Consider the following 15,491-nt stretch of genomic DNA (forward strand, 5'->3'; position numbering starts at 1 on the left):
GCCCCGCCCCGCCCCGCCCCGCCCGTGCCCGCACCCGTGCCCCGGCCCCGGCCGTGCCCGCACTGTTGGCCCGGACGCCGGTCGCGGCGCTTCCGGAACGGGCGTGCGGCCGGCCGGCGGGGTTGCCCGTGTCAGGTGGCCGTGCAGCTCACCGGCCCCGTGGTGGTGCCCCCGGAGGTGCTGGCGAGGAAGCCGAAGGCGGCCCGCGCGCCGGGGGTGAGCGCGCCGTTCCAGCCGGTGCTGCCGGCGGTCACCTCGGCCCCGCTCTGCGTCAGCCGGGCGTTCCAGGGCTGGCTGATCCGTTGGCCGTCGGCGAAGGCGAAGCGGACGCTCCATCCGGAGACCGGCGCGGTGCCGGAGTCGCGTACCGTCACCTCGCCCTGGAAGCCGCCCTGCCACTGGCCCGGCACGCGGTAGCTCGCGGTGCAGCCGGCGGCCGGGCTGAGCCCGGCCCACTGGTCGACCACCGCCACCGGCGAGCGCGGCGGTCGCCGGCCGGGCGGGGGAGGGGGCGGTGAACCCGGCGACGAGGGCGAGGGGGGATCGCCCAGCGCGGCGAGCAGGGCGTGGAGCAGGGGCCTTCGAGTGGAGGAGCTCCTGTCACAGGTCGAGGTGCGAGGTGTGACGGCCCGGTGCTCCCGGGGGCAGGCAACCGGCAAAGTCGACGTGTCTCAATGGAATTCTGTTTCACGCAAGGCATTCACGAGCCTTTTCTTCAACATCGTCCTCACATCGTGAACATCAACAAAATTTACGATCATGAATGTGGCGGCTAAGGTTTGCTCATCGTCCAGACCGCTCGTCGGGTGCGTCACGAGCCACCCGGGGGCCACCACAGTAGGAGGACCGGGAGATGACACTCCCTCGCACTCGTCGGCGTACCCTCGCCGCTGCGGCCAGCGTGTTCGCCAGCGCCGCCATGGTCACCACCATGATCGGCGCACCGGCGGCGGCCTCGGCCACCGGTGAGATCCTGAGCGCCGGTGGCGCGACCGCCGTGGCCGACAGCTACATCGTGGTACTCAAGGACACCAGCGTCGGCGGTCGTGCCGGCACCCGCCAGGGCGAGGTGAAGAGCACCGCGGGCTCGCTCGCCGCCCGCTTCGGCGGCAGCGTGGGGCACGTCTACGGCGACGCGCTCAACGGCTTCGAGGTGAAGCTCTCCGAGCGGGCCGCCAAGCGCCTCGCCGCGCACCCCGCCGTCGACTACGTCGAGCAGAACCACACCGTGTCGATGACGGCCACCCAGAACAACCCGCCGTGGGGCCTGGACCGCATCGACCAGCGCAACCTCCCGCTCAGCCGCACCTACACCTACAACAGCAGCGGCACCGGCGTGACGGCGTACGTCATCGACACCGGCATCCGGACCACCCACGTCGACTTCGCCGGCCAGGCGATCGACGGCTACGACGCGGTCGACGGCAGCCTGCCGGCCACCGACTGCAACGGCCACGGCACGCACGTCGCGGGCACCGTCGGCGGCAACACCTACGGCGTCGCGAAGAACGTCCGACTGGTGGGCGTGCGGGTGCTGAACTGCCAGGGCAGCGGTACCTGGGCGCAGGTCATCGCCGGCATCAACTGGGTGACCTCGAACCACCAGGCGGGCCAGCCGGCGGTGGCGAACATGAGCCTCGGCGGCTCCTACAACGCGTCCCTGAACAGCGCGGTGGCGAACTCGATCGCCGACGGCATCACCTACGCCGTGGCCTCCGGCAACTCCAACGCCAACGCCTGCAACTTCTCGCCGGCCTCCGTGCCGACGGCGCTGACCGTCAACGCGTCGCAGAGCAACGACGCGCGGGCCTCGTTCTCCAACTGGGGCTCCTGCACCGACATGTTCGCCCCGGGCGTGGGCGTCCTGTCGGCCTGGTCCACCAGCGACACCGCGACCTCCTCCATCAGCGGCACCTCGATGGCCTCGCCGCACGTCGCCGGCGCGGCCGCCCGGGTGCTCAGCGTCTACCCGAGTTGGACGCCCGCCCAGGTGCACTCGTACCTGGTCGGCCAGGCCACGCCCAACGTGATCACCAACCCGGGCACCGGTTCCCCGAACCGCCTGCTCTACCTGGCTCCCACCTTCTGATCGACACCGTCGGCACACCGGCCCCGGGGCGTCCACGCCCCGGGGCCGGTGCGCGTGCACTTCGATGTTCGTCCATGTTGCGGGAGAGGGGGCGGCCCGCCTAAGCTGCCGTGAATGGGAGCGCTCCCGGCCCCGTGGGCAGGGTTGTCCCGCGAGCCTCCCGACCGGACGACCGGCCTGCCGGGCGGCCGGCACCCCCACCACCGATCGGAAGCGAAGGCACCCCATGAAGCTCCTTCCGCGCCCGTCCCGGCGCACCCTGGTCATGGCCGGCGCGGTCGGCGCGCTGACCGTCGCGGCGTCGGCCGCCGTCCCGGCCGCCGACGCCCAGGCCGCCACCGGTTGCGCCGTCACCTACACCACCAGCAGCTGGGCCGGCGGCTTCACCGCCAACATCACGATCAAGAACCTCGGCGACGCGGTCGACGGGTGGACGCTCGGCTTCGCCTTCCCCGACGCCGGCCAGCGGGTCGGCCAGGGCTGGTCGGCGACCTGGAGCCAGAGCGGCGCCGCGGTCACCGCGCGCAGCGTGAGCTGGAACGGCGCGCTGGCCACCGGCGCGTCTACCAGCATCGGGTTCAACGGCACCTGGACCACCGCCAACCCCGCGCCGACGGCGTTCGCCCTCAACGGCACCGCCTGCACCGGCGCGACCACGCCGACCACGCCGCCGCCCCCCACCACGCCCCCGCCCACGACCCCGCCGCCGACCACCCCGCCGCCCACGACCCCGCCCCCGGGCGGTCAGACCCCGGTCGCGATCAACGGGCAGCTGCGGGTCTGCGGGGTCAACCTGTGCAACCAGTACGGCGGGCCGATCCAACTGCGGGGCATGAGCACCCACGGGATCCAGTGGTTCGCCCGCTGCTACAACGACGCCTCCCTGGACGCGCTGGCCGACGACTGGCGGGCCGACCTGCTGCGCATCGCCATGTACGTCCAGGAGGACGGCTACGAGACGGATCCGGCCGGGTTCACCAACCGGGTCAACGCCCTCGTCGACGAGGCCGAGCAGCGCGGCATGTACGCGCTGCTCGACTTCCACACCCTGACGCCGGGCGACCCGACGTACAACCTCGACCGGGCCAAGACGTTCTTCGCGGCGGTCTCCGCCCGCAACGCCGCCAAGAAGAACGTCATCTACGAGATCGCCAACGAACCCAACGGCGTCAGCTGGGCGACGATCAAGAGCTACGCCGAGCAGGTCATCCCGGTGATCCGCGCCAACGACCCGGACGCGGTGGTCGTGGTCGGCACCCGCGGCTGGTCCTCGCTGGGCGTCTCCGACGGCTCGAACGCCGACGAGGTCATCAACAACCCGGTGAACGCGACCAACGTCATGTACACGTTCCACTTCTACGCCGCGTCCCACCGGGACAACTACCGCGCCGAGGTGGAGCGGGCCGCCGCCCGGCTGCCGCTGTTCGTCACCGAGTTCGGCACGGTGGACTACACCGGTGACGGCGGGGTCGACGTCGCCAGCAGCAACGCCTGGCTCGACCTGCTGGACCGTCTGAAGATCAGCTACGCCAACTGGACCTACTCGGACAAGGCCGAGGGCAGCGCCGCGCTGCGGCCGGGCACCTGCGCCGGGAACACCTACACCGGTCCGGGCGTGCTCACCCAGTCGGGCGCCCTCATGCGCGACCGCATCCGCACGCCGGACAACTTCCCCACCTCCTGAACGACGCGTCCCCGCGAGGCCCCGTCGCAACCGGCGGGGCCTCGCCACGTCGTACCGACCCGGATCGCGGCGGGCCGCGGGGGTCGCCTCAGGCGGGTACGGCGTGCGCCGACTCGTACCGCTCCCGGGTCAGGAAGGCCAGCTGGGCCCGCTTGTCGGGCATGTCGATCTCGTCGCCGAAGGTGAACCCCTCCCGCCGTAGCCGGTCCAGCGCGCGCTCGTTGCGCACGTCGGGCTCGACGACGATCCGCAGCCGGGTCGGGTCGGCGAACAGGAAACGGGCGAGAGCGGGGCCGATGGCCGTGGTCAGACCCTTCGGCGGGCGCCTGCCGGGAGCGAGCAGCAGGTGCATCCCGACGTCGCCGGGTCGCACGGTGTAGCGCTCGCCGACCGGGTCCGCCTCCGGCTGGTAGGTCTGGAACAGGCCGATCGGGGCGCCGTCGAGCATGATCAGGTACGCGTGGTGGGTGTCGAGGCCGTCGACGAACTCGTAGATCTCCCGTACCTCGGCCACCGAGTGCGAACCCATGCCCCAGAACGCCGCCCAGGGCTGGGTCACCCAACCGTGCACCAGATCCGCGTGGGCCGCCGGGTCGAGCGCGACGAGCGACAGCTCGCCGAAGTTGGGGATCTTCTCCTGGTATGTCACGGTGTCGCGTCTCCTGGTTCTCGGGTCAGTTCTCGCCAGTCGGTGACCACCGGGACCAGCTCGCCGCCGGCCCACAGTGGCAGTTGGTCGTCGAAGTGCGGGTCCCCGGGCCGCCCGGACGCGCCGAAGGGGACGATCCAGCGGCTGCCCGCGCGGTCGGTCAGGTCCCACACGTAACGGGCCACCGGGCCCCGCCAGCACGCGTCGGAGACGCCGGGCACGCTCGACGTGGCCAGCACGCAGTCGGAGTCGCCGGCCAGCGCGACCCGTTCGCGCATGCTTCGTACCGCCTCGTCGGTCGCCGCCGCCACGCCGAGGTGGACGGGGTGCAGCACGTGCCGCCGGCCCCACGGCCCCGGCGGGTCGTCCGCCGCGACGTCCTCCAGCGCGCCGGCCGCCACCGGGCCGATCTCGCCGCCGAGGCGGTGCAGCCCGGCGGCCACCGCGTCCAGGGCGTGGCCGATGCGCGACAGCGGGTCGGTCCACGGCGCGAACAGGCCGTCGAACGCGTTCGGGGCCTCGCGCAGCGGGCGCAGGCAGGGGTGGTCGTGCAGGCGGCGGGTCAGGGCGGCGCGCCAGGCGGCCCAGGCACCGGCGTCGACGCTGTCGGCCCGCATGTGCCCGTCCCACGCGGTCAGCCGGTCCCGCAGGCGACGCGCCGGCTCGCTGAGCCCGTCGGGGTCGACCCGGTCGAGCACGCTCCGCAGCGTCCCGGCCGCCAGCCGGGTGTCCATGTGTACGGCCTCCGCCCCGGCGCCCCCGGCCAGCAGGGCGCGGATGCGCCGGGCCCGGTGCGGCGGGGCGAAGCCGGTGCCGAGGTCCGCGACGTCGGGGCGGCGGTCGTTGGCGCAGACCGCGAACCCGTCGACGGCGGCGCGGCGCGGCGCGGCGTAGCCGCCGTCCCACCGGTACCGTGGGTCGTCGCCGGGCACCGGCTCGCGGCGGCACCGGTCGTCGCGCAGCGGGACGAGGCCGGCGACGAGCTGGTGCACCGCCCCGTGCCGGTCGGCGACGAGCACGCTGTTGACCGGCTCAACCCAGGCGCGCAGTGCCTCGGCGACGTCGTCGGCGCTGCGGGCCCGCAGCAGCGGCAGCAGTGCCTCGAAGCCCAGGCGCTGCTCGACCCGGCTCGGGGTGCGCAGGCTGATCGCCTCGCCGGTGCTCCGGTCGTGGTCGACGACCGGCCCGCGCGGCGTCTCGACGACCTCCACGGACTCCGGCTCGCCGCCGCGGACCTCGATCCGCTCGACGTGCCGGTGCGCCGGCGTCCAGCCGTCCGCCTCGCGGACCATGACCCGGTCGCCGTCGCGGCGTAGCTGTTCGCGGTAGAGGTCCTGGTAGTCGGCCATCGCGTTGGTGACGGCCCAGGCGACGTCGCCGGCGTGTCCGAAGTGGGGCAGGCCGGGCACCCCGGGGAACGCGAAGCCGAACACGTCGAACTCGGGGCAGGCGAGGCGCACCTGCTGGTAGATGCCGGGCAGTTCGAGGACGCGGTGCGGGTCACCGGCGACGACCGGCGCCCGCCCGGTGCCGGGGTCGCCGGGCACGGCCCAGGCGTTGCTGCCCGACCCGCCGGGGCCCTCGACGGCGAACAGGTCGGTCGCCGACTCCCCGAGGGTGGCGGCGACGTGGGCGTGCCACAGCTTGTTGGGGAAGGTGGAGAAGAGCACGTGCTGGACGAGGAAGACCCCCAGTGGCGACCACGGCCGCCACCGGCCCGGGGCGCAGCCGACCGCTGCGAACTCGGGTGCCGCGGCGGCGCCCTCGGCCAGCCCCTCGTTGACCCCGTCGACGTAGGCGGTGACCCACCGTCGGGTGGCGGGAGCGAGTCGCTCGAAGCAGCGCCGGGCGGTGTCGTCCAGGCGGGCCCGGCGGGCGAAGGAGTCCCAGCCCAGCTCGGCCGGGCCGACGTGCTCGGCGAGCCGGCCCTCCGAGCGCCACCGCTCCACTTCGACCTGCCAGGCCCGGTCGACGGCGGCGACCCGCCCCTGCAACCGGGCGAGCCCGTCGACACTGTCGGCGCGCAGGTGCGGGATGCCCCACCGGTCGCGATGGATTCCGGTCATGGTCGCGCCTCACGGATGAGTGGCCGTCCCACCTGCCACAGGAATGTCAACTTAGGCTACCCTCCCCTAACTGAGGCCGACCTTACCTGGAGGGGTGCGTGAAGCGAAACTGGGAAGCCCTGGTGCTCAAGGCGATGGGCGGTCGCGAATTCCGGCTGACCGTGCTGGGCACCGAGGCGGTCGGCGAGCACTACCGCCGGCTGCGCATGGACGGCGGCGGGCTGCTGGAGGCGTGCGGCGTGCACCCCACCATGTGGGTGCGGCTGTGGTTCGACAACGACGGCAAGCCGCACCAGCGCGCGTACACCCTCGTCGACCCGGACCCGGCGACCGGCCGGTTCGACCTGGAGTTCGCCATCCACGACGGGTGCGCCGCCCGTTGGGCCGCCGCCGCGCAGGTCGGCGACACCATCGACGCGACCGTGCAGGGCACCGGGTTCAGCCTGCCGGATCCCGCCCCGCGGCACCTCTACCTGGTCGGCGACGCCGCCTCGCTGCCGGCGGTCAACAGCCTGCTCGCCGCGGCCCCCGACACCCCGGCGACGGTGTGGCTGGAGTACGCACACGAGGGCGAGAAGGAGCTGGCGCCGCGCGCCGCGGCCACGCACGACGTCACCTGGGTGCCCCGCCGCGACGACGGGCGGCACCTGGTCGAGACCGTCTGCGCGGCCCTGCCCGCCGCCGAGGACGCCCACTACTGGGTGGCCTGCGAGGCGGCCAGCACGCGCGGCATCACCAAGCACGTACGGCGGAACCTGGGTGTCGGCAAGCACCAGCTCACCTCGCTCGCGTACTGGAGCGCCAGGTGAGAGGCCGGCTCGGCACGCTCACCGCGCTCTACGTCACGCAGTACCTCGGCATCGGCTTCATCACCGTCGGGCTGACCGCCATCCTGCGCGACGGCGGCACCTCCCTCGACACGCTGGCGCTGCTGCAGTTCGTCGGCCTGGTCTGGCCGATCAAGTTCCTCTGGGCGCCCGTCATCGACCGGTACGGCTCCCGGCACCGGGGCCACTACCGGTCCTGGCTGCTGGTGCTCCAGGGCGGCCTGGTGCTGACCCTGCTGGCCCTGCTCCCGTTCGACCGCCCGGCGGGGCAGCTCGGCCCGGTCGTCGCGATCTGCGTCGCGTACGTGTTCCTCTCCGCGACGCAGGACATCGCCGTCGACGCCGTGGCCGTACGGCTGCTCTCCGAGCGCACGCGGGGGACCGGCAACGGCATCCAGGTCGCCGCGAGCTACGTGGGCAACCTGCTCGGCGGCGGCGCCTGCGTGGTCGTCTACGACCGGTTCGGCTGGGAGCCGGCGATCCTGCTGCTCGCCGCCCTGACCGCCGTCGCCCTGGTGGTCGTGTGGCGGTTCCGGGAGCCGGACCGCACCGAACGCGTCACGAGCGCCGGCGCGGCCTACCGGGCGCTGCTGTCGGTGCTGGGCCAGCCCGGCTGCCGGGTGTGGACCTTCGGCGTGGTGCCGCTGGTCTACATCGGGGCCGGCGCGACGTACGCCCTCGTGACGCCGGCCCTGGTGGACGCGGACTGGTCCCTGGCGCGCATCGGCGTGGTGACCGGCGTGGTGACCAGCCTGCCGGCCATCGTGGCGGGGCTGGCCGCCGGGGCCGCGATCGGTCGGTTCGGGCGCGGTCGCGTCCTCGTGGCCGGGGGAGTGGCGCTCGCCATCTCCACGGCGATGCTGTTGCCGCTGATGAACGGCCGGGCCCCGCTCGCCGGGACGATCGCCGCGCTCTGCTGCTTCATGGCCGCCTACACGATCGCCAACGTCGTGGTCTACACGGTCAACATGGACTACTCGCGGCCCGGCACGGGCGGCACGGACTTCACGGTGCTCTCGTCGTTCGGGCTGGTCTGCTCGTTCGTGGCGGCCTCGATCGCGCTGGCCGCGGCCGAGGTGTTCGGCTACCCCGCGGTCGCTGTGGCCTCGGTGGTGCTGGTGGCGCTCGGCGTCGCGCTGGGCCTCGGGCACCAGCGGCGCTTCCGGCGGCCGGCCGACGCGCCGCCGGGCGAGCGGGAGCTGGCGAAGCTTCCGGGCTGAGCGATCTCGACCACTTCGGAGCAGCGATGTTGACACATTCTTAGGTTAGGGTAACCTAAGCTCGCGCTCGATCACCGACCGCGGGCGGATGGTGACGTGCCATCATCCCCGCCCACCGCCCGTTCCCGACCGCTGAGGACCCGCATGAGCCTGCCCGGATCCACCGTCCAGGTGCCTTCGACCGGAGTGACCCCCGGGTCCGACGGCGCCCGCGTCCACCTGTTCACCGCTGGCACGGTCGAGGAGTACCGGCGGGTGCTGGCCGAGGGGATCGGCCGGATCGCGACCCGGGTGGCCGAGGTGGACCGGCCGTTCACGGGCGCGACACCGGACGAGCTGGCACCGCGGATCGCCGGCATCGACCTGGACCGGCCGCTGGGCGACAGCGGCGCCGCCCTCGACGAGCTGCACGACGTCTACCTGCGCGACGCCGTCTACTTCCACCACCCCCGCTACCTGGCGCACCTCAACTGCCCGGTGGTGATCCCCGCGCTGCTCGGCGAGGCGGTGCTCAGCGCCGTCAACTCCTCGCTGGACACCTGGGACCAGAGCGCCGGCGGCACCCTGATCGAGCGTCGGCTCATCGACTGGACCGCCGAGCGGATCGGCCTGGGGCCGGCCGCCGACGGTATCTTCACCAGCGGCGGGACCCAGTCCAACCTCCAGGCGATGCTGCTGGCCCGCGAGGAGACCTGCGCGAGCCTTGTCGGCCGGGCGACCGAGCGGCAGTCCCGCCCGGAGCTGCTGTCCCGACTGCGCATCCTCACCTCGGCGGCCGGGCACTTCAGCGTGCAGAAGGCGGCCAAGCTGCTCGGCCTCGGCGCCGACGCGGTGGTCACCGTGCCCACCGACGCCGACCGGCGGATGCGTACCGCCGACCTGGCCCGGGAGATCGCCCGGTGCCGGGAGGAGGGGCTGGTGGTGATGGCCGTCGTCGCCACCGGCGGCACCACCGACTTCGGCACCATCGACCCTCTGCCGCAGATCGCCGACATCTGCGCCGCCGCCGGCGTCTGGCTGCACGTCGACGCCGCGTACGGCTGCGGGCTGCTGGTGTCGCCGACCCGGCGGCACCTGCTCGACGGCATCGAGCGGGCCGACTCGGTCACCGTCGACTACCACAAGTCGTTCTTCCAGCCGGTCAGCTCCAGCGCGCTGCTGGTCCGCGACCGGCGCGTGCTACGGCACGCCACCTGGCACGCCGACTACCTCAACCCCGCGCGCATGGTCGAGCAGCGCATCCCCAACCAGGTCGACAAGAGCATCCAGACCACCCGCCGCTTCGACGCCCTCAAGCTCTGGCTGACCCTGCGGATCATGGGGCCGGACGCCATCGGCGCGCTCTTCGACGAGGTGGTCGACCGGGCCGCCGCCGCGTGGCAGCTGCTCACCGAGGACCCCCGCTTCGAGGTGGTGACCCGGTCGCAGCTGAGCACCGTGGTCTTCCGCTACCTGCCGGCCGCAGCCGGCCGGGAGGTCGTCGACGACGCCAACCTGTACGCCCGCGAGGCGTTGGCCGCCTCCGGCGCCGGCCTCGTCGCCGGCACCAAGGTCGACGGCGCGCACTACCTCAAGTTCACCCTGCTCAACCCCGAGACCACGCTGGACGACATCGCCCACGTCCTCGACCTCATCGCCGAACACGCCGGCTGGTACGCCCGGACCAGGGCCACCGCCGAGCTGTCCTGCCCCGTCGGCTGACGATCCGCCCCCCGCTCTGGAGAACCGCATGTCGACGCACGACTTCATCGCCGTCGGGCTGGGCCCGTACAACCTGGGCCTGGCCTGCCTGACCGAGCCGATCGACGAACTCGACGGCGTCTTCCTGGAGGCGCGGGACGCCTTCAGCTGGCACCCCGGGATGCTGCTGGAGTCGACCCGCCTCCAGACGCCGTTCATCGCCGACCTCGTCACGCTCGCCGACCCGACCTCGCCGTACTCCTTCCTGAGCTACCTCAAGGAGTCCGGGCGGCTGTACCCGTTCTACATCCGGGAGAGCTTCTTCCCACTGCGCAGCGAGTACGACGACTACTGCCGCTGGGCCGCCGGCAAGCTCGACAGCATCCGGTTCGGGCAGCAGGTCACCGCCGTCGGGTACGACCCGGCCGACGAGCACTACACCGTCACGGCGACGGTGGCGGCCACGGGGGAGTCGGTCACCTACCGGGCCCGGCACCTGGTGCTCGGCACCGGCACCCCGCCGTACGTGCCGGACGCCTGCGCGGGGCTCGGCGGCGACGTGATCCACAACTCGCGGTACCTGGAGCACCGGGCGGCGCTGCGGGCGAAGCGGAGCATCACCGTGGTCGGCAGCGGGCAGAGCGCGGCCGAGATCTACCACGACCTGCTCGGCGACATCGACTCGCACGGCTACCAGCTCAACTGGGTGACCCGGTCGCCCCGGTTCTTCCCCCTCGAATACACCAAACTCACCCTCGAGATGACCTCGCCGGACTACGTGGACTACTTCCACGCCCTGCCGGAGCAGACCCGCTACCGGCTGGAGTCCGAGCAGAAGGGGCTGTTCAAGGGCGTCAACGCCGACCTGATCAACGAGATCTACGACCTGCTCTACGCCAAGAGCATCCCCGGCCCCGTCCGCACCCGGCTGCTGACCAACACCGAGCTGACCGCCGCCGCGTACGACGAGTCGAGTGGGACGTACGCGCTGGGCCTGCGTAACGTCGAGCAGGAGCGCGACTTCACGCTGGACACCGAGGGGCTGGTGCTGGCCACCGGCTACCACTACCGGGTCCCGGAGTTCCTGGAGCCGGTGCGCGAGCGGATCCGCTGGGACGCGCACGGGCGCTTCGACGTGGCCCGCAACTACAGCATCGACCACACCGGACGCGGCATCTTCCTGCAGAACGCCGGCACCCACACGCACAGCGTCACCTCGCCCGACCTGGGCATGGGCCCGTACCGCAACTCGTGGATCATCCGGGAGCTGCTGGGCCGCGAGCACTACCCGATCGAGAAGGGCATCGCCTTCCAGGAGTTCGGCGTGCCGGCCGGGGCCGCGTCGTGACCGAGGTGGTCCACCGCCGCCTCGACGACCGGCTCGGCGAGTTCGCCCTGCGTACCCTCGATCCGGACGCCGACGCGCCGCTGCTGCACCGCTGGGTGACCCACCCGAAGGCGGCGTTCTGGCTGATGCAGGACGCCGACCTGGCCCAGGTCGCCGAGGAGTACCGGCGGATCGCCGCGCACCCGCACCACGACGCGTTCCTCGGCCTGTACGAGGGCCGCCCGGCCTTCCTCGCCGAACGCTACGATCCCGCCCACGTCGAACTCGTCGGCCTGCACGACGCGGCCGACGGTGACGTCGGCATGCACTTCCTCTGCGCCCCAGCCGACGCTCCCCTGCACGGCTTCACCCTGGCGGTGATCACGACGGTGATGGCGTGGCTGTTCGCCGATCCGGCCACCCGCCGGGTCGTCGTGGAGCCCGACGTGCGCAACACGGCGGTGCACGCGCTCAACGCGGCCGTCGGCTTCACCGTGCTCGGCCCGATCCGCAAGCCCGAGAAGGACGCGCTGCTCAGCGTCTGCACCCGTGACCAGTTCCACGCCGCAACCCGAGGAGACGTGCCCGCGTGAACCCGCTCGCATCCGTGGCCCACCTGACGCCCGCGAACTGGGCCCACGCCAACCGGCTGCTGGTCCGCAAGGCGCTGGCCGAGTTCGCCCACGAGCGGCTCCTCGCGCCCGAGCCCGTCCCCGCCGACGAGCCCGCCGCCGCCGGCCCGGCCCCGCGGCGCTACCAGGTCCGTGGCGACGACGGGGAGGTCGTCTACCGGTTCACCGCGAGCCTGCTGGCCCTCGACCACTGGCACATCGACGCCGACAGCATCACCCGCCACCGCGGCGACACCGAACTGCCGCTGGACGCGCTGGCGTTCTGCCTCGACCTGCGGGGCGCGCTCGGCCTCACCGACCAGATCCTCCCCGTCTACCTGGAGGAGATCAGCTCCACCCTGGCCAGCACCGCGTACAAGCTCGACAAGCCGGCCGTCAGCGCCGCCGAGCTCGCCGACGCGGACTTCCAGACCATCGAGACCCAGATGACCGAGGGCCACCCCGGCTTCGTCGCCAACAACGGCCGCATCGGCTTCGGCGTCGACGAATACCGGGCGTACGCCCCGGAGGCCGGCAACCCGGTGCGGCTGATCTGGGTGGCCGCGCACCGCGACCGGACGACCTTCACCTGCGCCGCCGACCTCGACTACGACACGCTGATCCGCGCGGAACTCGGCGACGACACCCTCGCCCGGTTCGCCGACACCCTGACCGGGCTCGGCCTCGAACCGGCCGACTACCTGCTCGTCCCGGTGCACCCGTGGCAGTGGTGGAACAGGATCTCGGTCACCTTCGCCGCCGAGGTGGCGCAGCGGCGGCTGGTCTGCCTCGGTCCCGGCCCCGACGAATACCTGGCCCAGCAGTCCATCCGCACCTTCTTCAACGTCACCGACCCGTCCCGGCACTACGTCAAGACGGCGCTGTCCGTGCTGAACATGGGCTTCATGCGGGGGCTGTCGGCCGCGTACATGGAGGCCACCCCGGCCATCAACGACTGGCTCGCCGAGCTGATCGACGGCGACGAGGTGCTCAAGGGCACCGGGCTGACGATCATCCGGGAGCGGGCCGCCGTCGGCTACCGGCACCTGGAGTACGAGGCGGCCACCGACCGGTACTCCCCGTACCGCAAGATGCTGGCCGCCCTGTGGCGGGAGAGCCCGGTGCCCGCCCTGGAGCCGGGCCGGCGGCTGGCGACCATGGCGTCGCTGCTGCACACCGACCGCGACGGCCGCTCGTTCGCCGCCGCGCTCATCGCCCGCTCCGGCCTGGCGCCGAAGGTGTGGCTGCGCCGCTACCTCGACGCCTACCTCACCCCGCTGCTGCACAGCTTCTACGCCCACGACCTGGCCTTCATGCCGCACGGCGAGAACGTCGTCCTCGTCCTCGACGGCGCGACGGTCGAGCGGGCGATCTTCAAGGACATCGCCGAGGAGATCGTGGTGATGGACCCGGACGCCGACCTGCCCCCGCCGGTGCGGCGGGTGCGGGCCGACGTGCCGGAGGACATGAAGCTGCTGTCGATCTTCACCGACGTCTTCGACTGCTTCCTGCGCTACCTCGGCGCCATCCTCGTCACCGAGGACGTGCTCGACGAGGAGACCTTCTGGCGGACGGTCGCCGAGTGCGCGGCCGACTACGCCGACAGCGTCCCGCACCTCGCCGAGCGGCTGCGCCGCTACGACCTGTTCGCCCCGGAGTTCGCGCTGTCCTGCCTGAACCGGCTCCAACTGCGCAACAACCAGCAGATGGTCGACCTGGCCGACCCGTCGGCCGCGCTGCAACTGGTCGGCACCCTGACCAACCCCATCGCCCGCTTCGCCCCGGCCGCCCGATGACGAACACGACGCTCGCGCCGGCCGCCGGGGCGCCGGCCGGCGGTGCGGCCGGCCGGGTGCGCGGCCGGTGGCTGATCCTCGCCGTGCTCTGCCTCGCCCAGGTCACCGTGGTGCTCGACAACACGGTGCTGACCGTGGCGATCCCCGTGCTCACGACCGAGCTGGCCGCCAGCACCGCCGACGTGCAGTGGATGATCAACGCGTACGCGTTGGTCCAGTGCGGACTGCTGCTCACCGCGGGCAGCGCCGCCGACCGGTACGGCCGCCGCCGGATGCTGCTGGCCGGGCTCGTGCTGTTCGGGCTCGGCTCGCTGGCCGCCGGGCTCGCCCAGTCCAGCGGCCAGCTGATCGCGGCACGCGCCGGCATGGGGATCGGCGGCGCGCTGCTGGTCACCGCCACCCTCGCGGTGGCGATGCAGGTCTTCGACGACGCCGAGCGGACCCGGGCGATCGGCCTCTGGGCGGCGGCGAGCGCCCTGGGGTTCGCCGCCGGGCCGCCCTTCGGCGGGCTCGTGCTCGCCCACCTGCCGTGGGGGGCGATCTTCCTGGTCAACGTCCCGATCGTGCTGGTCTGCCTGGTGGCGGCATGGGTGCTGGTGCCGGAGTCGCGCCAACCGGCCGGCGGACGCCTCGACCTGGGCGGGGTGCTGCTCTCCACGGCCGGCCTGACCGGGGTCGTCTACGCGATCATCGCCGGGCCGGAGCAGGGCTGGACCGCCGCCGGGGTGCTCGGCGCGGCGGTCGCCGGGGTGCTCCTGCTCGCCGCCTTCGTGGCCTGGGAGCGGCGGGTCGCCGACCCGATGCTCGACATGCACTTCTTCCGCAACCCCCGCTTCGTGGGCGCGGTCTCCGGGGTCGTCCTGATCACCTTCGGCGCCACCGGAGCGCTGTTCCTGCTGACCCAGCACCTCCAGTTCGTCCGTGGCTACCCGGCCTGGGAGGCGGGACTGCGGATGATGCCGTTCGCGCTCTCCATCGTGCTGCTGAACGTGGGCGGGATCGCCGCGCGGGTGATCCGCCGGCTCGGCCTGGCCTGGTCGATCGCCCTCGGCATGACGCTGCTCGCCGGCGGTCTCGCCCTGATCACCCACGCCCCGACGGACGGCTACGGGGTGCTGCTGCCTGGCCTGCTGGTGATGGGCGCCGGCTGTGCCGTGGCCAACCCGGCCATCGTCGAGGCCGTGATGAGCGCGATCCCGCCGGAGAAGGCCGGGGCCGGCGCCGGGGTCGACGGCACCATGACGGAGGTCGGCAGCAGCCTCGGCATCGCCGTGCTGGGCGCGATCCTCAACGCCCGGTTCGCCGCCCTGCTGCCCGCCGCCGTGGCCGGCGCCGGATCGTTTCCCGCCGCGGCGGCCGCCGCGCGGAGCGAGTCCGAGCGCGCGCTCGTCTCGGAGGCGTTCCGCTCCGCCCTGGAGACCGGCCAGACGGTCGGCGCCGTGGCCGTCTTCGCCGGTGGCTGCGTCGCCGCCGCGCTGCTGCGCCGGGCCGAGCGGGCCGGCTGAGGCCGCCCGGGTGTCCGGACCCGGCGTCTGGGCCCCG

At 73.1% G+C, this 15,491-nt stretch carries 12 protein-coding genes; 9 read left to right on the plus strand and 3 right to left on the minus strand.

What is annotated here, in order from left to right; all coding sequences use genetic code 11:
• Nucleotides 1–131 precede the first annotated feature (131 nt).
• Entirely contained in the window at nt 132–467 is a 336-nt protein-coding gene (locus tag KBX06_RS28595; RefSeq protein WP_307854753.1) for a cellulose binding domain-containing protein, read from the minus strand.
• A 386-nt stretch (nt 468–853) separates the two neighbouring features.
• Here KBX06_RS28595 and KBX06_RS25645 point away from each other — a divergent pair, with 386 nt between their 5' ends.
• On the plus strand, nt 854–2,089 hold the full coding sequence (locus KBX06_RS25645; protein WP_210839466.1) for a S8 family peptidase: 1,236 nt from the start codon (nt 854–856) through the stop codon (nt 2,087–2,089).
• Between the two features lie 226 nt (nt 2,090–2,315).
• Nucleotides 2,316–3,773, plus strand: coding sequence for a cellulase family glycosylhydrolase (locus KBX06_RS25650; RefSeq protein WP_210839467.1), 1,458 nt, complete (start codon nt 2,316–2,318; stop codon nt 3,771–3,773).
• Nucleotides 3,774–3,861: 88 nt separating this feature from the next.
• On the opposite strand, the gene KBX06_RS25655 is transcribed toward KBX06_RS25650, so the two are convergent.
• Together KBX06_RS25655 and KBX06_RS25660 are read right to left on the minus strand one after the other, a co-directional pair.
• The gene (locus KBX06_RS25655; RefSeq protein WP_210839468.1) at nt 3,862–4,422 is read right to left on the minus strand and encodes a GNAT family N-acetyltransferase; all 561 of its coding nucleotides are present in this window, start codon (nt 4,420–4,422) and stop codon (nt 3,862–3,864) included.
• Nucleotides 4,419–6,488 carry a penicillin acylase family protein gene (locus tag KBX06_RS25660; RefSeq protein WP_210839469.1) on the minus strand — a complete coding sequence of 690 codons (2,070 nt, stop codon included), beginning with the start codon at nt 6,486–6,488 and terminating at the stop codon, nt 4,419–4,421. Before KBX06_RS25660 ends, KBX06_RS25655 begins: the two co-directional genes overlap by 4 nt.
• A gap of 98 nt (nt 6,489–6,586) precedes the next feature.
• Here KBX06_RS25660 and KBX06_RS25665 point away from each other — a divergent pair, with 98 nt between their 5' ends.
• From KBX06_RS25665 to KBX06_RS25695, 7 genes are all read left to right on the plus strand, one after another.
• Nucleotides 6,587–7,297 carry a siderophore-interacting protein gene (locus KBX06_RS25665; protein ID WP_210839470.1) on the plus strand — a complete coding sequence of 237 codons (711 nt, stop codon included), beginning with the start codon at nt 6,587–6,589 and terminating at the stop codon, nt 7,295–7,297.
• Nucleotides 7,294–8,535, plus strand: a complete 1,242-nt coding sequence (locus tag KBX06_RS25670) for an MFS transporter (RefSeq protein ID WP_210839471.1) — start codon at nt 7,294–7,296, stop codon at nt 8,533–8,535. Before KBX06_RS25665 ends, KBX06_RS25670 begins: the two co-directional genes overlap by 4 nt.
• 144 nt (nt 8,536–8,679) lie before the next feature.
• On the plus strand, nt 8,680–10,236 hold the full coding sequence (locus KBX06_RS25675; protein ID WP_210839473.1) for an aspartate aminotransferase family protein: 1,557 nt from the start codon (nt 8,680–8,682) through the stop codon (nt 10,234–10,236).
• A 28-nt stretch (nt 10,237–10,264) separates the two neighbouring features.
• On the plus strand, nt 10,265–11,563 hold the full coding sequence (locus tag KBX06_RS25680) for a lysine N(6)-hydroxylase/L-ornithine N(5)-oxygenase family protein (RefSeq protein ID WP_210839475.1): 1,299 nt from the start codon (nt 10,265–10,267) through the stop codon (nt 11,561–11,563).
• Nucleotides 11,564–11,568: 5 nt separating this feature from the next.
• Nucleotides 11,569–12,135 (plus strand): GNAT family N-acetyltransferase, encoded by a 567-nt coding sequence (locus tag KBX06_RS25685; protein ID WP_307854755.1) that lies wholly within the window; start codon nt 11,569–11,571, stop codon nt 12,133–12,135.
• On the plus strand, nt 12,132–13,949 hold the full coding sequence (locus KBX06_RS25690; RefSeq protein ID WP_210839477.1) for an IucA/IucC family siderophore biosynthesis protein: 1,818 nt from the start codon (nt 12,132–12,134) through the stop codon (nt 13,947–13,949). The genes KBX06_RS25685 and KBX06_RS25690 overlap by 4 nt, the downstream gene beginning before the upstream one ends.
• Nucleotides 13,946–15,454 carry an MFS transporter gene (locus KBX06_RS25695; RefSeq protein ID WP_210839478.1) on the plus strand — a complete coding sequence of 503 codons (1,509 nt, stop codon included), beginning with the start codon at nt 13,946–13,948 and terminating at the stop codon, nt 15,452–15,454. The genes KBX06_RS25690 and KBX06_RS25695 overlap by 4 nt, the downstream gene beginning before the upstream one ends.
• Nucleotides 15,455–15,491: the final 37 nt, after the last annotated feature.

The sequence above is a fragment of the Micromonospora sp. C31 genome (assembly GCF_018070575.1).
Classification (GTDB): domain Bacteria; phylum Actinomycetota; class Actinomycetes; order Mycobacteriales; family Micromonosporaceae; genus Micromonospora.

Bases quoted from the DNA above. Each gene is read 5' to 3' on its own strand.
- KBX06_RS25645 (WP_210839466.1), top strand. From the start codon at position 854: ATGACACTCCCTCGCACTCGTCGGCGTACCCTCGCCGCTGCGGCCAGC.
- KBX06_RS25650 (WP_210839467.1), top strand. From the start codon at position 2,316: ATGAAGCTCCTTCCGCGCCCGTCCCGGCGCACCCTGGTCATGGCCGGC.
- KBX06_RS25660 (WP_210839469.1), bottom strand. From the start codon at position 6,488: ATGACCGGAATCCATCGCGACCGGTGGGGCATCCCGCACCTGCGCGCC.
- KBX06_RS25675 (WP_210839473.1), top strand. From the start codon at position 8,680: ATGAGCCTGCCCGGATCCACCGTCCAGGTGCCTTCGACCGGAGTGACC.
- KBX06_RS25680 (WP_210839475.1), top strand. From the start codon at position 10,265: ATGTCGACGCACGACTTCATCGCCGTCGGGCTGGGCCCGTACAACCTG.
- KBX06_RS25695 (WP_210839478.1), top strand. From the start codon at position 13,946: ATGACGAACACGACGCTCGCGCCGGCCGCCGGGGCGCCGGCCGGCGGT.